The organism is Kribbella sp. NBC_00889 (assembly GCF_045207705.1).
GTDB lineage: Bacteria > Actinomycetota > Actinomycetes > Propionibacteriales > Kribbellaceae > Kribbella.
Genome location: NZ_CP108783.1, coordinates 1,851,041 through 1,869,612, shown reverse-complemented (window position 1 = coordinate 1,869,612; position 18,572 = coordinate 1,851,041). Strand labels below are relative to the sequence as shown.

Sequence of the window (18,572 nt, the reverse complement as noted above, 5' to 3'; positions counted from 1 at the left end):
ATGGGGAGATGGAGACTTCGGTAGTCGTGGGGTTCGTGGTGGCCGTGTTCCTGGTGAGTGTGGTGCCGGGGCCGGACATGCTGTTCGTGGTGGCGAACGCGGCGGTCGGGGGCCGACGAGCCGGGGTGGTCGCGGCGGCGGGGATGTCGACCGGGCTGGCGGTTCACACCGTCGCAGCGGCGCTGGGGCTCGGTGCGCTGATCCAGGCGGCGCCCCAGGTGCTGAACGGCGTACGGATCGCCGGAGCGGCATTCCTGCTGTACCTCGCCTATCTGACCTGGCGGGCCAGCCGGCAACACGTCGGTGAGCCCGAGGAGGTGCCTGACGTGCCACAGCGGACGCTGCGCAAGACGTATGTGATGGCGACACTGACGAACCTCGCCAACCCGAAGGTCATCCTGTTCTACCTGGCGTTCGTCCCGCAGTTCATCAGCACCGGCACGGGCGCCTGGCCGGCGACCGTCCAGTTCCTGATCCTCGGCGCGATCTTCATCCTGGTCGGCTTCCCGGTCGACGCGTCGGTCGCGCTGCTCGCGGGCGGCCTCACCAGCAAGTTCCTCCGCGCGGGCAGCACGGTCCGTCGCCGCCTGGAACGCGTCTGCGCCGGTATCTTCGCCGCCCTGGCCGCCCGCCTCGCCACCGACATCCATTGACGGCCGATGCGGTCGGGCTCACGGTGATCTGACCGGGCGCAGGGGGTGGTGCCGGGCGAGGGTTCGGGCCAAGCTGGGGGCATCGGGGCGGCAACGGGGATCGCCGTCCGACCAGCGGCGACGGAGGTTGTGATGGGAGCGAAGGAGATGTGCGACTCGAGCGGGTGGGCCCGGTGAAGGCGGCCGCCGGCGACCAGGTAGTTGTCGAGAGCAACCACCTGAGCGCGCACCGGCGGGAGGGCCAGATCGTCGAGGTCCACGACCCCGGCGGCGCACCGCCGTACCTGGTGCACTGGTCCGACACCGACACCGAGTCCCTGTTCTTCCCCGGCCCGGACGCACACATCATCCCGGCTGGGTGAACAGCCGTACGGTCCGGTGCCACGGATTGGACCGCAGATCGGGATTGAGCAGCGCGGCGGCGACACAGTACTTGCTGACGTGGGTCGGCCCGACCTGAAGCTCGCGCAGGACCCGATCCGCGACTCCCGCACGTCCGGCCGTCTTGCTCTCCACCAGCACGCTGTCCGGCAGCACCGCGATCGACTTCCCCGCGTCGAAGAACCGGAGCCCGACGTCACAGGTCATCCGCGCATGCTCCACCGGATCGACCAACGTGCTCCGCCGGTACGTCGTGATGAGCGACGGCCGCATTCGGCCGCGGGTTCGCGGTCGGTGGCGGCGTCGGCGGGCTCGCAGCGGCAGGGACGACGACCGTGTCGCCGAGCTCAGGCTGGGACCGGCCGGCCGGGTACCGCGGCAGCACGAACCCGGCCACCACCAGCACGCCGGCGACAAGCCCGTAGATCAGACGTGGAGACCGCATGCTCACAGCCTGCGATCCCTCCCGGTGAACCGCATGAGCCGAACATTACAGATTTCTCATGCGCACGCCCGGACCGGCAGAATCGCGGTATGACTCTCCCCACCTCGGACCGTCCTGTCGCGCTCGTCACCGGCGTCGGCCGCACCGTCGGCATCGGCGCGGGCATCGCCCGCCAACTCGCCGCGTCCGGATGGGACATCGCCTTCACCTACTGGACGGCGTACGACGAGCGGATGACGTGGGGCGTGCAGTCGGGCGCGACCGAAGAGATCACCAAGGAGCTCAGCGGCCTCGGGGCGACCGCGGTCCCGATCGAGGCGGACCTGGTCGACCCGGCGGCTCCCGAGCGGATCTTCACCGCGGCCGAGGAGCGGTTGGGCGGCGTGACCGCGCTGGTGATGTGCCACACCGAGTCGGTCAACTCCGGCATCCTCGACACCACCCTCGAGAGCTTCGACCGGCACTTCGCCGTGAACGCGCGAGCGACCTGGCTGCTGATCCGCGAATACGGCCTGCGGTTCAAGGGCGCGCCGGCCACCGGCCGGATCATCGCGCTGACCAGCGATCACACCGTCGGCAATCTCCCGTACGGCGCGAGCAAGGGCGCGCTGGACCGGATCACCCTGGCCGCGGCCGAGGAACTGGCCCACCTCGGCGTCAGTGCGAACGTCGTCAACCCCGGGCCGATCGACACCGGCTGGATGACCGACGAGATCCGCGCGAGCGGCATCCACCAGACCCCACTCGGCCGGCTCGGTACGCCGCAGGACGCGGCCAACCTGGTCGACTTCCTCTGCTCCCCGCGGGGCCAGTGGATCAACGGCCAGCTGCTGCTGAGCAACGGCGGCTTCGCCTAGACAGGACCCGCTCAGGCGCCGGTCGCGCCGTCGAGCCGTTCGCGGAGGATGTCCGCGTGGCCACCGTGGCGGGCGTGCTCGCGGATCATGTGTACGTAGACCCAGCGCAGCGAGACCTCGCCGAGGCGCTCGTGCGGTACGACGTGATCCAGCGGCAGGTCAGCCGCTATTCGGCGGGACTCGGCGCACGCCTCCTCGTAGGCGGCGATGATGTCGTCGATGGTCACGTCGTCGGCAACCGTCCAGCTCTGCTCGCCGCCGCGTGCGTCACCCGCGATCTCCTCGCGGGGCCGCTGGGCGATGCTGTGCTGGAACCAGTTGCGCTCCACGCCGGCGAGATGGTTCACCAACCCGATCGGCGTGGTCAGCGACGGCACCAGCCGGCGCCGGGCGTCCGCCTCGGACAGGCCGCGGAGCTTGTCGACCGCCACCCGCCGGTGCGCGTCGAGGAAGGCTTCGAGCACCTCGCGCTCGCCCGCGGTCCGGGCGAGGTCTTCATCGAACAGATCCACCCGCTGGACTGTAGTCAGGAGCGAGTCCATTTCTGGTTGTCCGCGCCGTTGCAGAGCCACACGTCGACCGCCGTACCGTTGCCTGTCCCGCCGCCGGCAGCGTCCAGGCACAGGTCGGGATCGGCCACGCTGGCGACGGTCTGGTCGGCGTTGAGCTCCCACGCCTGGTTGGTGGCTCCGGTGCAGTTCTCGATGGTGACCGCGCTCCCGGCGGCTGTCCCGGCAGTCATGCACTTGTCGGTGTAGACGGTGAGCTGCTTGTCCGCGGTGTAGTTCCACGACTGGTTGCCGCCGTTGTTGCAGTCCCACAGGTCGAGCGCCGTACCAGGGCTGGTCGAGAAGCCCGGTACGTCGACGCACCGGCCGCTCGCGACTCCACGCAGCGGTGCGCCCGGAGGCGCGGGCGGCAGGTCGTTCGTCGGCTCCGTCTTGAGCAGACCCCAGCCCCACCACAGCTGCGCGCGACCACTCTGGCTGTTGACCGACAGGTCCGCCGGGCCGACCTGCGTGGTCATCGAGTACGAGTCGCCGGTCCGCAGTCCGGGCCAGTAGACGATGCCCATCTTGTTCTCGCGCGCGACCTGCGTGAGAGCACCGAGGTACGCCGTATAGACGTTGCCCTCGTGGTTGCCGTAGTTCAGGCCGATCGTCATGGGTGAGCCGGCCTCGTCGATCACGGTGCGCCAGCCGTACGAACCGATCCGGGGCCGCAGGTTCGCGAGCCACGCGGCCTGGGTCGTGTCGGAGGCCCAGAAGCCGTAGAAATGCAGGGACAGCAGCGTGCCCTCGAGCTCGGGAGCCGCGCCGACTCCGGTGACGCTGTCGTTGTAGCCGGTGCCTGAGATGACGAACCGGCCGCGCGGAACGCTGTGGTGCCGCTGGATCCAGGACGAGGTGAGCGACACCCACTCGGGCAGCGAGTAGCCGAACGGCTCGTTCATCGGCTCGAAGTACACCCGAGGGTTCTTGCCGTAGGCCTTGAACACGGTGTCCCACATCGCGTCGAACTTCGCGGGGTCGTCGACCCGGCCGTCCTTGGCGTTGTCGGCCTCCCAGTAACTAAGGATCACCTTGAAGCCGCTCGCCACGGACGCGTCGATCGCGGCGCGGTAGGAGTTCCACCAGGCCGTGCCCACGCTCGACGGGTTGATCGGCAGCCGGATCGTGTTGGCCTTCAGTTCGTGGCGGAACTCGCCGACGATGCCGGTCGCCTTCCCGTACGTCGTCTCGTAGTCGTCAGCCGTGCTCAGTCCGGACGGGACCACTTCGTCGTCGGCGTAGTTGTCCCTTGGATCGGCCCAGTTGACCCCGCGAAAGTCGTTCGTCGTAGGCGGCGGTGGTGCCGCGACGGCGGGAACGGTCAGCGCGGTGGTGAGGGTGGCAGCGGCGAACAGGGCGGCGGCGATGCGGCGGGCGGTTGATCTCACGCTGCGATGTTCACGTAAACATAGGGCCTCGTCAAGACTTCACGACGAGGTGCAGCTCGAGCCACTTGGCCAGGTCCTGCAGCTCGCGATGCACCGCCGTGCTCAGTGCCTTGGAGAACGGTGCGTCCTCGTGAATGGCGTCGACCCGGAACACACCCGCCTTCCGGTCCGAGGTCGCGTCGACCTTCCCGACCAGCCGGTCGCCGTGCAGGATCGGCAGCGCGAAGTACCCCCAGCGGCGCTTGGCGACGGGCTTGTACATCTCCAGCTGGTAGTCGAACTCGAACAGTTCCAGGATCCGCTTGCGGTCGTAGACCAACCGGTCCAGCGGCGACAGCAACGCCGTACGTCCGGAGAACGGCTGACCCAGCAACTCCGGGTCGACGCGCCATTCACCCCGGACGCCGTCGACCACGGCCGGCTCCCCCGCGACGCCTGCGTCGAGTGACTCGCCGGCGCACGCTTCACCTTTGACGCGCAGAATGCCGTGTGATCGCAGCCGCTGTCCGTCCCGGATCCGCCGCGCCTCCTCGATCGGGATCGCCGGCTCGTCCGGATACACCCGCGTGGCCAGATCCCACAGCCTGTCGCGCCCGTCCCGGCCCGCGATCGCGACCTCGCCGCGCTGGAGCATGAACTCCAGCATTTGCGAGACGTTGCGGTTGTTGGTCCATCCGCTCGATTTCCACGGCACCACACAGGTGTCCGGCAGCTCGCGCATGATCAGTGGACCGTCCTGCCGCAGCCGCTCGAGGATGTCCAGCCGGCAGCCCTCGTTGGCCTTCACCCAGTCGCGCCGGTCCTCCTGCCAGTCGAGCAGCGGACCCGTCCCCGGCCACGCCTCCATCTCGGCGCGGAACAGCACCAGGCTCTCGCTCGGCCGGGCGAACCCCCGCAACTCCAGCAGCTCCAGCGTCGCGAGTGCTTCGGCCAGTTCCGCCGGCGAGTACGACGATCCGAGCCGGCTCCACGCCACCAGGTCGGCGTTGGGTGCGACGGCCGCCGTCTGATCGAGCTGCACCGCGGTCAGGCCACGAACCATCTCCATCAGTCCGGCCGGCCGTTCGCGTCCGAGCAGTTGTGCACGCACGGCAAGGCGCCGCGCATCCCGCCGGGACAGCTGATGAACAGTCACGTCCCGAGGCTAATCCACCCTGCGGACAGTTCCGGCCGCGCGGAATTTCGACACTGCCGGGTCCACTCACAACCCGGCCGCGCAGGACGTTGAAGTCGTTTGCATCGCGATGCAAAACTGGTGTTGTACACGCCCGAGCAGGTGGGGACCTGGTGAGCTCGGTGGCGTGGTCGCATGGGGGGGCATCGTGGTCGTTCGAGCATGGACGTTGGCGTGTGTTGCTGTACTCAGCCTGGTCGCGGGATGTTCGAGTGCCACGGGGGCCGATCAACCGAGTGGGGACACGATCACTCCGTTGGTTCCACCGCCGAGCAATCCAGCTCCACTGAGGCCCGCGGCCGACTGCTCGAAGTCCGACCTACCGCTGGAGCCGGCGTCGGCGATGGATGGCGTACGGCTGGATGCCAGCACGGACGCGACCCAGACGTCACTGCTGCTCAAGAACACCGGACTCCTGTCGGTCGTCGTCATCCCGGACGAGAGCTGGACCACGCGCCTGATGGTCGCACGGCACGGCAACCCGACCGATCCGGCCTCGGTGGCCGCGCTGGCCGCGGTGATCGGCAGCGGCAGTCTCAGCGCGGTGTCCGCGTTGCCGACGGGATTCCCGGCAAGTCAGGCGGTCATCGTTCCGCCGGGCTGGGCAGTGTGTGCCCTGTCCGACGATGTCCGCGAGCCGGCGAGCGTGCGCTATCTGAGGGACAAGGCGTCCAGCGCGGAGTACTTCGTCGTGAAGGGACTGGCGGACCAGTTGGTCTCGCGGACGAGGACGTCCGGCGCCACGCTGCTGGAGTGCGCGAAGAGCACGTTGCAACTGCTCAAGGAGCGGCCGGACCTAGGAGACATCCAGCTCTACGCGGAAGTGCTCGGCGCCGAGTCCGACTGCCGCGCGAGCTACAAGGCGCTGCTCTCCAACGACGAGCGGGCCGCCCAGCGAACCAGCACCACGGTGCTGAACCTGCTGGAACGGACTCCACAACTGCTGGAGACGACCAGACTGTTCGCGGCTCTGGCACGCGGCTGACCCAGGGTCGGCTCCGGGTGCGATCAGGGTCAACTCCAACTGCGCGGCGACCCTGTCTGCCGGACACTGGAGACAGAATCGTTCGCACCCGGAGGAATCAGACCATGATCGGCTTCATCGTTGCCGGACTCATCATCGGCGCGCTCGCCCGACTCTTCACGCCCGGCAAGCAGAAGCTCGGCCTGCTCGCCACTCTGCTGCTCGGCCTGGCCGGATCCGTCATCGGCGGCACGATCGCCAGCGTTCTCGGCACCGGCGGCATCTTCGAACTGAACGTCCTCGGCTTCGTCGTCGCGGTGATCTCCTCGGTCCTGCTGGTCGGCACCGCGGAGTCCCTCTCCGCCCGACGTAAGCACTCGATCACGCAGCGCTGACTCAACCAAGCTGTCAGTCCGAGGCTCAGTGGTCGTTGTGTGCAATGGCCGACCGCGGCTCCCGGCCCACCGGCTGGGTCGGCCGCGGTAGCAGGGGCTGACGTTTCTCCAGGGAGCGGGTCACCGGCGAATCCGTCGTCACGGTGATCCGCTCCCCTGCATGTCGCAACGTCATGCTGGCCCCCGGACCGTCATGGACGCTGTAGGTCACGTCGACCGAGTTGATGTCCACCGTCAACCGGACGCCGCGCCAGCGGATCCTGAACACCAGCCGGGGCAGGCCCTCCGGCAGAGCCGGATCGAAGCACAGATCGCCGTCCACCTGCCGCAGTCCGCCGAAGCCGGAGACCAGAGCGGTCCACGCACCGGCGAGTGACGCCATGTGCAGGCCGTCGCCGGTGTTGTGGTGCAGGTTCCGCATGTCGATCAGCGCGGCCTCGTACGCGTAGTCGTAGGCCAGGTCCAGATGACCCACCTCGGCCGCCATCACGGCCTGGACGCACGCCGACAAGGACGAGTCCCGCACCGTCAGCCGCTCGTAGTAGTCGAAGTTCCGCGCCTTCTCCTCGAGCGTGAACGCATCGCCGCACCAGAACGTCGCCAGCATCAGGTCGGCCTGCTTGATCACCTGTTTGCGGTACAGCTCGAAGTACGCCGCGTGCAGCAGCAGCGGGTACTTGTCCTTGTACGCCTCGAAGTCCCACTCGGCGTACCCGGTGAAGCCTTCGGACTGCGGATGGACGCCGAGGTCCTCGTCGTACGGCACATGGACGGCGGCCGCCGCGTCGCGCCAGCACGCCTCCTCCTCGCTGTCGACGCCGAGCTCACGGGCCTTGGCCGGGTGCTTGACCGCCACCTCGGCCGCCGACCGCAGGTTCCGCGCAGCCATCAGGTTGGTGAAAACGTTGTCGTCGGCAACGGCGCTGTACTCGTCCGGTCCGGTCACGCCGGGCAGATGCCACCGGCCGTGCCGGTCGTGATGGCCCAGCGAGATCCACAACCGGGCCGTCTCCACCAGCAGTTCGAGCCCGACCTCCTCGAGGAACTGGTCGTCGCCGGTGACGGTGTAGTGCCGCATCACCGCGTCGGCGATGTCGGCGTTGATGTGGAACGCCGCCGTCCCCGCCGGCCAGTAGCCGGAGCACTCCTGGCCGCGGATGGTCCGCCACGGGAACGACGCACCGCGCAGCCCCAGCACCGCTGCACGCTCCCTGGCCATGCCGAGCGTGGAGTGGCGCCAGCGGAGGGCGTCGGCCGCCGCGTCGGGCATCGTGTAGTTGAGGACCGGCAGCACGAAACCCTCGGTGTCCCAGAACGTGTGGCCGTCGTACCCGGCACCGGTCAGGCCTTTCGACGGGATCGCGCGTCGCTCCGCGCGTGCACCCGCCTGCAGGACATGGAAGAGCGCGAACCGGACGGCCTGCTGCAGCTCGGAGTGGCCGTGCACCTCGACGTCGGCGCCGTCCCAGAAGTCGTCCAGGAAGTCGGCCTGCTGCTTGACCAGACCGTCCCAGCCCGAGAAGCGCGCACTGGACAGTGCGGCGGCAACCTGGTCCCGGATCGCCGTCTCCGAGCGCAGACTCGACCAGCCGTACGCGAGGTACTTCACCACCCGCAGGCTCTCCCCCGGCTGCAGCTGGCAGATCACCGTGGACCGGGCCCAGTTCTCCCGCACATCCAGGTCCATCGCGTAGCGCGCGGGTGCCTCGACCTCATGTGTCATCGCGGCCGCCATCAACTGCCGGCTTCGCGTGGTCCGGTGAATCAGCACGACGCCGTTCTCACCGCCGTCGTGGCTGACCGGCTTCAACGGGTTGTCCAGTACGGCGGCCACCCGCGGATCGTCGGACAGCTTCGGCTGGCTCTCGTTCGCGACCAGTTCGGACTGCACCACGAACCGGGCCGGCTGGTCCACCGGCTCCACGACGTACTCGATCGCGGCGATCGCACGCTGGGTCAGCGACACCAGTCGGCGGCTGCGCACCCGGATCCGCTTGCCACCTGGTGACGTCCAGTCCACGTCGCGCTGCAGGATGCCGGTGCGGAAGTCCAATGAGCGCTCGTGCTGGGTCAGGTAGCCGTAGCGGATGTCGAACGGCGAGTCGTCGACGAGCAGCCGGATCAGCTTGCCGTTGGTCACGTCCACCAGCGTCTGCCCCGACTCGGGATAGCCGTACCCGGCTTCGGCGTACGGCAGCGGGCGCTGCTCGTAGAACGAGTTCAGATAGGTGCCCGGGATCGCGTACGGCTCGCCCTCGTCCAGATTGCCGCGCAGCCCGATGTGCCCGTTGGACAGCGCGAACAGCGACTCGGACTGGGCCAGCCGGTCCATCTGCAGTCGCGTCTCGCGCAGCCGCCACGGCTCGATCGGATGGTGCCCGCGATCGATCATCGACCCTCCAGAAGCTCGGCCAGGTCGCGGACCACGACGTCGGCACCGTGGACCTTGAGCTGATCGGCCTGTCCGACCCGGTCAACACCAATCACATGCCCGAAATGCCCGGAACGGCCGGCGGACACGCCGGCCAACGCGTCCTCGAACACCGCGGCCTCCGACGGATCCACGCCGAACTTCTTCGCCGCGGCCAGGAACGTGTCCGGCGCCGGCTTCCCGTGCAACCCCTCGGTCCGGATCGTGATGCCGTCGACGACCTCCTCGACGTACTGCGCCAGCTCGGTGACGGCGAGGACCTCGCGGGTGTTGGCGCTCGACGACACCACCGCCCGCCGGAGTCCGACCGCCTCGACGGCCTGCAGGTATTGCCGGGAGCCTTCGAACACGTGCACGCCCTCGGTCCGGATCCGCCGCTGGACTGCCTCGTTCTTACGGTTGCCGAGACCGTTGACGGTCAGGGCGTCCGGCGGGTCGTCCGGGGTCCCGTCCGGCAGGCTGATCCCGCGCGCCGTCAGGAAGTCCCGGACGCCGTCGACGCGCGGCTTGCCGTCGACGTAGGCGTCGTACTCCTTACGGGCATCGAAGGGCATGAACGGCCGGCCGTGCTCGTCGGCGTACGCCTGGAGGAACTTGTCGAACATCTCTTTCCAGGCCGCGGCATGGACGGCCGCGGTGTCGGTGAGCACACCGTCGAGGTCGAACAGACAGGCCCGGATCCCCGTGGGCAGTCCCAGCATCTTCCACCTTCTCGTGTCCGGTGAGCGTGCCTCCAGATTAGTCAGACAAGAGGGGCGGCAGCCCGAAGGCGGGGAAGCGGGAGTAGCCGAACGTGGTGATCTCACCGATCAGACCGTCGGCGGTGACCCGGAGTACGTCGAGTTTGAACGCACGGAACTCCGTGTCCCCCGGCCGGCGCAGGTACGACGCCGCGGCCGGCTGCCGGTTCGCCAAGGTGGGCACCAGCCGCCAGTCGCCGTCGCGGTCCGGGCCGAACGCCCGCTCGAACAACGGCAGGCACGCGTCCAGACCCTCGAACGACAACAGGTCCGGCGGCATCGAGACGCGCAGATCCTCGGCCGCGATGGCGACCGCGGCCGCCGCATCGCACCGCTCGTGCGCGTCGATGAAGCGATCGAGGAGCTCCCGCTCGGCGGCGGTCGGGCGCGGCGCGGTCCAGTCGGTACGGCGAGCAGGCAACTGTTGCTGCATCGTCGCCCGGGCCCGCTGCAGGGCACTGTTCGCCGCCGCCACGCTTGTCTCGAGCAGTGTGGCGGTGTCGGTGGCGGGCCAGCCCAGCACGTCCCGGGCGATCAGTGCGGCCCGCTGCCGCGGCGGCAACGCCTGCAGTGCGACCAGGAAGGCGAGCTCGATCGTCTCCCGGTCCACTGCGACCGCGTCCGGCTGGTCGGCGGACGGAGCGATCTCGTCGAGCAACCGGTCCGGGTACGGCTGGAGCCACACCATCTCCCCCGGCGACGCGTTCTGCCTGCGCGCGTGCCGCCGGGTCTCGTCCAGGCACACGTTGGTCGCGATCCGGTACAACCACGCCCGGAAGTACGTGCGGCCGTCGTAGGAGTCCCGGCCGCGCCAGGCCCGCAGCAGCGTCTCCTGTACGGCGTCCTCCGCATCGTCGAAGGACGCCAGCATCCGGTAGCAGTGCACATGCAGCTCGCGCCGGTACCGCCCCGCGAGGTCGGCGAACGCGGTCTCGTCACCCGCGAACGCCGCCTCTTCAACCGTGCTCATGACGCCTTGCCCACCTCCTGGACCGTCCAGCCGTTGCCGTCCGGGTCCTGGAAGCTGAGGAAGGTGCCGTAGTCGCTGCGGACAGGGTGTACTCCGTCCTGCTTGCCCGCCGCGGAGAAGTGGAAGGGCTCGCTGACCTCGACTCCGCGCTCCACCAGCTCGGTCCGGGCGGCCTCGACGTCGTTCACCACCAGGTGCGTGCCCTCGTACGTGCCCGGCGCGGCCTTGGTCAGTCCGGTGCCGATGGTGATCGAGCACGCGGATCCGGGCGGCGTCAACTGCACGACCCGGAAGTCGTCACCGGCCCGGTGGTCGACGTCCTCGGTGAAACCGAGCTGCTCGGTGTAGAACTTCTTGGCCCGGTCCACGTCGGACACCGGCACGATCACGAGTTCGAGCTTCCAGTCCATCTGCTGCCTCCTGCGGTCGGGTCGGTCTCAGTCTGACCGACGCTGTTGACCGTGTAACGACAGCCGCGGCGGAAACTCATCGGTCCGCCGATGACTCCTTTCCGGCGAAGATCTCCGCGAACCAGTTCAGCTGGGCGAGCTGCTGGTACGTCTGCCCGCCCTCGTGCTCGTTGTACTGGTAGACCTCGATCTCCTTCTGCGCGCTGCCGTAGTGGTTGTAGGCCGCGAACACGGTCGACGGCGGGCAGGTCGCGTCCATCAGCGCGACCGAGAACAGCGCCGGTGCGGTGGCCAGGCGGCCGAGATTGACGCCATCGAAGTAGCTCAGCGTCCGGAGCGCCGGTTCGACGTGCTCGCGGAACCCCTTCAGGAACCGGGTGATCTCGCCGTACGGGTCCTTGTCGGTGATCTGCAGCGCCCGCTGGAAATGGCACAGGAACGGTACGTCGGGAGCGCAGCCGAGCAACTCGATCCCGGCCAGGCCCGCGAGCCCCGCGGCCGCGATCGCGATGCCGCCGCCCTGGCTGCCACCGGTGACGATGATCCGGTCCGGGTCCACGAAGGGTGACGTCCGGACCGCCTCCAGTGCCCGGATCGCGTCGATGAAGACCCGCCGGTAGTAGTAGGTCTCCGGGTCGGTGATGCCCGCGGTCATGAAGCCGGGAGTGTGGTTGAGACCGGCGTACGCGCTGTCGTCCGCCGTACTGCTGCCGCCGCCGACGCTGAAGCCCTGACCGCGGGTGTCCATCACGAAGTGGGCGTAGCCGGCCTGCGCCCACAGGTTGGTCGCGTGCGGGAACCCGCGGCCGCCGGAGTAGCCGAAGTACTGGACCACCGTGGGCAGTGGTCCGGTCGCCCCGGCCGGCACGTGCAGCCAGCCCTTGATCGGGGCGCCGCCGAAGCCGGCGTACGTCACGTCGTAGGTGTCGATCACCGCGAGCTTGTTGTCCACCTCGGTGAACGTCGCATTGAGGTCGTCGGTACGCGCCTTCTCCAGGGAGCGGCGCCAGAAATCGACCAGGTCGGCGGGTGCGGCCACCTCGGGCCGGTACGCGCGGAGCTTGTCGAGGGAAAAATCGAACATGGCCATGGGCAACAAACCTAAGGTGGAACCATGCCTTCGCCCAACCTCGTGTTCATCATGTCAGACGACCACGCCGCGCACGCCATCTCGGCGTACGGGAGCAAGGTCAACCAGACCCCGCACCTGGACCGCTTGGCCCAGGACGGCGTACGGATGGACGCCACCTACAGCACGAACTCGATCTGCTCGCCCTCGCGGGCCTCGATCCTGACCGGTACGTACAGCCATATCAACGGGGTCGCCTCGATCTACACCGACATCGACTACCGCGTGCCGACGTTCGCGGAGGTGCTGCACGGGGCCGGCTACCAGACCGCCCTGTTCGGGAAGTGGCACCTCGGAGAGCGGCCGGAGTCCGCGCCGCGGCACTTCGACTCCTGGCAGGTGTTCCCGGGGCAGGGTGACTACGTGGATCCGTTGATGATCGGACCGGACGGAGCGCAGACCGTAGGCGGGTACGCCACCGACATCGTCACGGACCAGAGCATCGACTGGCTGCGGCAGCGCGACCCCGACCGGCCGTTCCTGCTGCTGGTGCATCACAAGGCGCCGCACCGCCCGTGGGTGCCGGACGAGAAGCACAAGGAGCTCTACCCGGTCGGCTCGATCCCCGAGCCGAGCACGCTGTTCGACGACTACTCCACGCGCAGCCGTGCGGTGCGCAGCGTCCGGATGTCCGTGGCGGACGACCTCGGAGCGGAGGAGCTCGGCGAGGAGCTGCCGGAGGAACTGCGTGGGCCGGAGAACCGCACTGAGCGGATGCGGTGGAAGTACCAGCGCTACCTGCGCGACTACCTGCAGTGCGTCCAGTCGATCGACGACAACGTCGGCCGGCTGCTCGACGTACTGGAGTCCGAAGGGCTGGCCGAGGACACGGTGGTCGTCTACACGTCCGACCAGGGGTTCTTCCTCGGTGATCACGGCTGGTTCGACAAGCGGCTGATGTTCGACGAGTCGTTGCAGATGCCGATGCTGATCCGCTGGCCGGGCCGGATCCCGGCCGGCAGCACCTGCGATGCGATGGTGACCAACGTCGACTTCGCCGCGACGTTCCTGGACATGACCGGGATGGACGCCGCCGGCGTTATGCCCACGTCGCAGGGCCGGAGCTTCCTGCCGTTGCTGCGCGGTGAGGAGGTCGCGGACTGGCCGGACGCCATGTACTACCGGTATTGGGAGCACGACGATCCGAATCACCATGCGCCCGCGCACTACGGCGTACGGACGAAGGAGTTCAAGCTCATCCACTACTACGGCGCCGGCCTCGGCGTACCCGGGTCGTCGGAGCAGCTGTCCGAACCGGAGTGGGAGCTCTACGACCTACTGAAGGACCCCGAGGAGCTGGTGAACGTCGCGGACCACCCGTCGTACGCCGACATCCGGACCGCACTGACCAAGCGGCTCGCCGACCTGCAGCAGCACTACCAAGACATCCCGTACGCGGGCCCGACAACGCCGCACCCGCACTGGCCGTGGGCGTCATGACCAGCACCACCGAGGTGAGTGCAGCCTTGGGTACGCCGGTGTCCGGTGTGGAAGTGCTGGACACGTTTGCGGCGTCGGAGGCCGAGGTCGTGCGGCTGCGGGTGCGTTCGGCGGGTGGAAACCAGACCACTGTCATCGCCAAGCGCGCGACCGGCGCCGGGATGGCGGCGGCGCGGCGTGAGATCCGGTTCTTCGAGGAGCTCGCACCACGGTGGGATCATCCGGCGCCGCGGTTGCTGGGGGCCACGGATGCTGGTGACGAAGTCCTGTTGCTGAGCGAGGACCTGGAGGCGGCCGGCTACCGCGTGGTCGGCGCTGAGGTGTCGGAGGCGCAGATACACGGCACGATCGACATGCTGGCGGGTTTGCACGCGCGGTTCTGGAACGACGTACCGGAGTATCTCCTCAGCGCATCGGAGCCGTCGGTGACCAGTTCGGCGCAGGCGTTGCCGCGCGAGGTGATCAAGCGGAACGCCGCGGCGGTGCGCAACGAGGCCGCCCAGTTCTTCCCGACGGCGACCGAGCTCGACGACGCGGAGCGCTCGGTGCTCGAGGAGATCCTGGAGCGGTGGGAGCGCCAGTTCCTGGCCCGCGTCGCCGACGGTCGCGCGATCACGCTCGTCCACGGCGACCTGCATTTCCTCGGCAACGTGTTCTTCAGCGCGGACGATCCACGGCCGAAGGTGATCGACTGGTCGGAGCTGAAGCCCGGGCTCGGGCCGCACGATCTCGCCTACTGCCTGTCGGTGGTCCCGGCCGGCGACCGGCTCGCCCGCGATCGTGAGCTGCTGCGGCGCTACTGGGAGGCGTTGCGCGCCGCCGGTGTGGACGACTACAGCTGGGATCTCTGCGAGTGGGACTTCCGGTTCTCGGTGATCAGCAATCTCTTCCAGTCGGTCTTCCAGCGCAGCGTGCGGTGGTACCGGACGTCACTGGCCGCCATCGACGTTCTCGACGCCCAGGCGACCCTGGTCGGAAAGCCGCCCATCAGCTAAGGCGGCAGCACCCGGTCGAGCTGGCTGCGGGAGGTGATGCCGAGCTTGGTGAAGACCTTGCGCAGGTGGTACTGGACGGTGCGGGCGCTGATGAACAGGCGGGTGGCGATCTCCGGGTTGGACAGGCCGTCGCGGGCCATTCGCGCGATCTGCGCCTCCTGCGCGGTCAACTCGCTCTGAGCCGGTACGACGCGTTTGCGCGCGGCAGCCCCCGCAGCCTGAAGCTCCCGGCGGGCCCGCTCGGCGAAGCCGGCCATCCCCATCGCGTCGAACATCCCGTGCGCCGTCCGCAGATACTCCCGGGCGTCGCTGGGACGACGCTCGCGCCGCAGCCATTCGCCGTACAGGAGGTGGGCGCGGGCGAGCTCGACCCGCACCCGGGTCTTGTCCAGGTGGGCGATCGCTTCGCGGTAGAGCCGTTCGGCAGTGTCACCCGCACTGACCAGTGCCAGCGATCGGGCGTGGACTCCGAGCGCCCAGTCGGTGCCGGTCGCCGTCGCCATCTCGCCGAGCCGCTCGCAGGCGCGGTACGCCGTGTCGATCGACCCACTGCGGACAGCGGCCTCGACGAGCTCGCTCGGTACGAACATCACCGACAAGGCGTCGCGCGGATCCTCACAGGCTCGCTGCGCCGCCTCGGCCGCGTCCCGGTAGCGGCCGAGTCCGTTGTCGAGGACCGCGGCCGCCCACTCGGCGAACGCGATCCCGATCCCCTCGCCACGCCGCGACCCGTCCTTCTTGGTGGCCTCACCCAGGGCCAGCGTCTCGGTCCGGTCGCCCCGGAACGCGGCCAGCGCGAGCCGCCCGTACGGGGCGAGGTTCCCGCCGGTCGCCTCGTTGGCCGCCTGGACCTCGTCGGTCAGCGACGCCGCCGCGTCCAGATCGCCGGCGAACAACCTCGCATAGGCGAGTGAGGTCAGCGCCAGCGCCCGATCGTTGACCACACCGGTCTCGCGGGCGAGCTGCAGGTGCCGCCTGGACAGTTGCTCCCACCGGTCCGCGTCCCACAGCCGCAGTGCGGTGGTGGTTGCCATCCACAGCAGTTGCAGCTCCTCCTCGACGGACACGTCGGTGCCGAACGCCGCCAGAGCCTGGTGCAGTGTCGGCGCTCCAGCGGCGTACCCGTCCCGGTAGTACAGCGCAGTACCGTCCAGGAGCAGGTCCGCCGACCGCATCACCACCGGCCGCGGTGCCGTGGCTGCCTCGCGGGCGACGTCGATGACGTCGCCGCCCGGGGTCGCTAGCCGGCTGGCGAAGATCGCGGCCGACAAGGCATCCAGGTACGTCGCCCGCGACAACCCGACATCGATGGTCTCGAGCCGCTTGGCCGCCTTGAGCATCAGTTGTGGTGCGTCGTTGCCGCGGTTGGTGAAGAAGGCGAGCTGCGCACGAACGAGGTCGGCCCGGGCCCGCTGCAGGTCGGTCAGAGGCTCTGCCTCGGCCATTGCGAGCATGTCCGCCGCCGAGTCGAAGGCACCGGTCCCGAGCTCCGCGTGCGCGGCCGCCAGCGCCCGGTCCGCGCGCTTCGCCGGGTCGAACGTCAGCGCGGCCGCGCGTTGCAGGAACGCAGCGGTCGCGGCCAGCCCACCCCGCGCACTCGCCCGCCCGGCCGACAGCTCGAGCTCGGCAGCGACCTCTTCGTCGGGTCCGGGGGTTGCCTGCGCCCGGTGCCACGCCCGCCGATCCGGATCAGCCTCGGCGTCGGTCAGCTCGGCCAGTACGCCGTGCACCTGACGCCGTTCCCCGGCCGACGCCGACCGGTACGCCGCCGATCGCACCAGCGGATGCCGGAACCGGATCCGCGTCCCGAACTCCGCCAGCCCGGCGTCGGCCGCCGCAGCCGCGGCCTCCGGACCGATCCCCAGTCGCTCGGCGGCACGTCGTACCAGCAAGTCGTCGCCGGACGGATCCGCGGCGGCGAGCACGAGCAACCGCCGGGTCTCGTCAGGTACGGCGTTCACCCGGCGGACGAAGCTCTCCTCGATGGTCCCCGCTCCTGGTAGACCGAATCCGCCGGCCAACTGTGCCGGAGTCAGCCCGCGCGGCAGCTCGAGCAGCGCCAGCGGATTCCCGTGCGCCTCGGCGACCAACTGGTCCCGCACCTGCGCATCGATCGGCCCGGTCAGTACGGCGTCCAGCAGCCGGCGCGCCTCCGTGTCGTGCAGTCCACCTATGGGATACCCAGGCACGCCGGCCAGGTCGCCGGCGACCGCGCGGGTCGCGAAGACCATCGCCACCGACTCGGCGTCCAGCCGGCGGGCGACGAAGGCGAGGATCTGCGCCGAGCACCGGTCGAGCCACTGCTGGTCGTCGACCAGACAGACGAGCGGCTCCTGCTCGGCTGCCTCGGACAGCAGCCCGAGCACAGCCAGTCCGATCAGGAACGGGTCCGGAGCGGGGCCTGCGCTGATGCCGAACACCGTCCGTAGCGCCTCCCGCTGTGGTGGCGGCAGCACATCGATCCGGTCCAGCACCGGTGCGCACAGCTGGTGCAGACCGGAGAACGCCAACTCCATCTCGGACTGCACCCCCGAGGCGCGCGTCACCCGGCATCCGGCCGACTGCGTCTCGAGGTAGTCGAGCAGTGCGCTCTTGCCGACGCCGGCCTCGCCGTGCAGCACCAGAGCGCGACTCTCGCCGGCCCGGACAGCGCCCATCAGCCGGTCGAGCACGCCGCACTCCAGGTCGCGGCCCGTCAACTCGATCGCACGCCGCCAACCCGGCGGCTCGGCCTGCCCATGCACGTCATCACGCTAGCGGCTGGCGAGCACGGGCGGACCTGGCTGGCCAGTGGCGGATGCGGACGTGGATCCCCGTCCCGCAGGCTCATGCCGGGCGCGCGGACCCGCATTTCTGGCCGCGGATCGCCGCAGCGATCCGTTCGCGTCCGGTAATCCGCTGCCCTCCGGAAGGACCCTCGCCATGGCCACACCACTCCTGGACCGCACCGTGCTCGTGATCGGGCGCGGCGGCGGGATCGCCCGCGCCGTGACCACGGCCGCGCGCGACGCGGGGGCACAGGTCATCGCGGCCGGCCGGGACCAGGAGGCTCTCGCCAAGGCGTACGCCGACGATCCGGGCGTCCGGACCGAGTACGTCGACCTCACCGACGAGGCCACCATCGCCGCCCTTGGGGAGCGGATCGGCAGCGTCGACCACATCGTGTCGACCGCCTCGGCCCGGGCCCGCGGCAAGCTCGCCGACCTCGATCGGGAGAAGGTCCGGCTGTCGTTCGACACCAAGGTGATCGGCCCGCTGATGCTCGCCAAGCACCTGGCGGTGCGGATCAGCGAGGGTGGCTCGTTCACGCTGTTCTCCGGCGTCGCCGCGGCCAAGATCGCCGTCGGCACCCTGGCGGTGGCCATCACCAACGGGGCAGCCGACGTACTGGCCCGGTCGCTCGCGCTCGAGCTGGCTCCCATCCGGGTGAACGCCGTCTCCCCCGGCGTGATCGACACCGGCGCCTGGGACGCCCTCGGGGACGCGGGCAAGGCGGACTACTTCGAGGACATGAGCACCCGCAATCCCGCCCGGCGGATCGGCACCACCGACGACATCGCCGCGGCGGTGCTGTTCGCCATGACCAACACCTTCCTGACCGGTACGACGCTGCGCATCGACGGCGGCGAACCGCTGATCTGAGAGGAGC

At 69.4% G+C, this 18,572-nt stretch carries 19 protein-coding genes; 8 read left to right on the top strand and 11 right to left on the bottom strand.

From position 1 onward, the window contains the following. Window positions 1-8 precede the first annotated feature (8 nt). Window positions 9-653, top strand: a complete 645-nt coding sequence (locus OG817_RS09180; protein ID WP_406053266.1) for a LysE family translocator — start codon at window positions 9-11, stop codon at window positions 651-653. 149 nt (window positions 654-802) lie between these two features. Continuing rightward, entirely contained in the window at window positions 803-1,015 is a 213-nt protein-coding gene (locus OG817_RS09175) for a DUF1918 domain-containing protein (RefSeq protein ID WP_360454650.1), read from the top strand. On the opposite strand, the gene OG817_RS09170 is transcribed toward OG817_RS09175, so the two are convergent. Together OG817_RS09170 and OG817_RS09165 are read right to left on the bottom strand one after the other, a co-directional pair. Continuing rightward, window positions 999-1,307 carry a VTC domain-containing protein gene (locus OG817_RS09170; RefSeq protein WP_406053265.1) on the bottom strand — a complete coding sequence of 103 codons (309 nt, stop codon included), beginning with the start codon at window positions 1,305-1,307 and terminating at the stop codon, window positions 999-1,001. The genes OG817_RS09175 and OG817_RS09170 overlap by 17 nt on opposite strands. Next, window positions 1,231-1,479, bottom strand: a complete 249-nt coding sequence (locus OG817_RS09165; protein WP_406053264.1) for a hypothetical protein — start codon at window positions 1,477-1,479, stop codon at window positions 1,231-1,233. The genes OG817_RS09170 and OG817_RS09165 overlap by 77 nt, the downstream gene beginning before the upstream one ends. Before the next feature lie 89 nt (window positions 1,480-1,568). Here OG817_RS09165 and OG817_RS09160 point away from each other — a divergent pair, with 89 nt between their 5' ends. Continuing rightward, window positions 1,569-2,336, top strand: coding sequence for an SDR family oxidoreductase (locus tag OG817_RS09160; protein ID WP_406053263.1), 768 nt, complete (start codon window positions 1,569-1,571; stop codon window positions 2,334-2,336). 11 nt (window positions 2,337-2,347) lie between these two features. Here the strand turns inward: OG817_RS09160 and OG817_RS09155 are convergent, their stop codons facing one another. The 3 genes from OG817_RS09155 to OG817_RS09145 are packed head-to-tail and all read right to left on the bottom strand — an operon-like array spanning window position 2,348 to window position 5,410. Beyond that, a complete protein-coding gene (locus OG817_RS09155) occupies window positions 2,348-2,848 on the bottom strand; it encodes a DinB family protein (RefSeq protein ID WP_406053262.1) in 501 nt (166 codons plus the stop codon). A gap of 14 nt (window positions 2,849-2,862) precedes the next feature. Beyond that, window positions 2,863-4,275, bottom strand: coding sequence for a ricin-type beta-trefoil lectin domain protein (locus tag OG817_RS09150; RefSeq protein WP_406053261.1), 1,413 nt, complete (start codon window positions 4,273-4,275; stop codon window positions 2,863-2,865). A gap of 31 nt (window positions 4,276-4,306) precedes the next feature. After that, window positions 4,307-5,410, bottom strand: coding sequence for a DNA glycosylase AlkZ-like family protein (locus OG817_RS09145; protein ID WP_406053260.1), 1,104 nt, complete (start codon window positions 5,408-5,410; stop codon window positions 4,307-4,309). Between the two features lie 295 nt (window positions 5,411-5,705). Between OG817_RS09145 and OG817_RS09140 the strand changes: the two genes are divergently transcribed. After that, window positions 5,706-6,434: a hypothetical protein gene (locus tag OG817_RS09140; protein WP_406053259.1), complete on the top strand. Its 729-nt coding sequence runs from the start codon at window positions 5,706-5,708 to the stop codon at window positions 6,432-6,434. A 104-nt stretch (window positions 6,435-6,538) separates the two neighbouring features. Continuing rightward, entirely contained in the window at window positions 6,539-6,808 is a 270-nt protein-coding gene (locus tag OG817_RS09135) for a hypothetical protein (protein ID WP_360454617.1), read from the top strand. Window positions 6,809-6,833: 25 nt separating this feature from the next. Here the strand turns inward: OG817_RS09135 and OG817_RS09130 are convergent, their stop codons facing one another. The 5 genes from OG817_RS09130 to OG817_RS09110 form a co-directional block, all read right to left on the bottom strand. Then, complete coding sequence (locus tag OG817_RS09130; protein WP_396393122.1) at window positions 6,834-9,200, bottom strand: glycoside hydrolase family 65 protein; 2,367 nt, start codon at window positions 9,198-9,200, stop codon at window positions 6,834-6,836. Then, window positions 9,197-9,940, bottom strand: a complete 744-nt coding sequence (locus tag OG817_RS09125; RefSeq protein WP_406053258.1) for a beta-phosphoglucomutase family hydrolase — start codon at window positions 9,938-9,940, stop codon at window positions 9,197-9,199. Before OG817_RS09125 ends, OG817_RS09130 begins: the two co-directional genes overlap by 4 nt. Window positions 9,941-9,977: 37 nt before the next feature. After that, window positions 9,978-10,949, bottom strand: coding sequence for an RNA polymerase subunit sigma-70 (locus OG817_RS09120; RefSeq protein WP_396393120.1), 972 nt, complete (start codon window positions 10,947-10,949; stop codon window positions 9,978-9,980). Continuing rightward, entirely contained in the window at window positions 10,946-11,359 is a 414-nt protein-coding gene (locus tag OG817_RS09115; protein ID WP_406053257.1) for a VOC family protein, read from the bottom strand. Before OG817_RS09115 ends, OG817_RS09120 begins: the two co-directional genes overlap by 4 nt. Before the next feature lie 76 nt (window positions 11,360-11,435). Beyond that, on the bottom strand, window positions 11,436-12,449 hold the full coding sequence (locus OG817_RS09110; protein ID WP_406053256.1) for an acetylxylan esterase: 1,014 nt from the start codon (window positions 12,447-12,449) through the stop codon (window positions 11,436-11,438). A 24-nt stretch (window positions 12,450-12,473) separates the two neighbouring features. Between OG817_RS09110 and OG817_RS09105 the strand changes: the two genes are divergently transcribed. Next, window positions 12,474-13,928: a sulfatase gene (locus tag OG817_RS09105; RefSeq protein ID WP_406053255.1), complete on the top strand. Its 1,455-nt coding sequence runs from the start codon at window positions 12,474-12,476 to the stop codon at window positions 13,926-13,928. Continuing rightward, window positions 13,925-14,923: a phosphotransferase family protein gene (locus tag OG817_RS09100; RefSeq protein ID WP_406053254.1), complete on the top strand. Its 999-nt coding sequence runs from the start codon at window positions 13,925-13,927 to the stop codon at window positions 14,921-14,923. The genes OG817_RS09105 and OG817_RS09100 overlap by 4 nt, the downstream gene beginning before the upstream one ends. Here OG817_RS09100 and OG817_RS09095 read toward each other — a convergent pair. Further along, window positions 14,920-17,667 carry an AAA family ATPase gene (locus OG817_RS09095; protein WP_406053253.1) on the bottom strand — a complete coding sequence of 916 codons (2,748 nt, stop codon included), beginning with the start codon at window positions 17,665-17,667 and terminating at the stop codon, window positions 14,920-14,922. The genes OG817_RS09100 and OG817_RS09095 overlap by 4 nt on opposite strands. A gap of 178 nt (window positions 17,668-17,845) precedes the next feature. Between OG817_RS09095 and OG817_RS09090 the strand changes: the two genes are divergently transcribed. Then, window positions 17,846-18,565, top strand: coding sequence for an SDR family oxidoreductase (locus OG817_RS09090; protein ID WP_406053252.1), 720 nt, complete (start codon window positions 17,846-17,848; stop codon window positions 18,563-18,565). The last annotated feature ends 7 nt before the right edge of the window (window positions 18,566-18,572 follow it).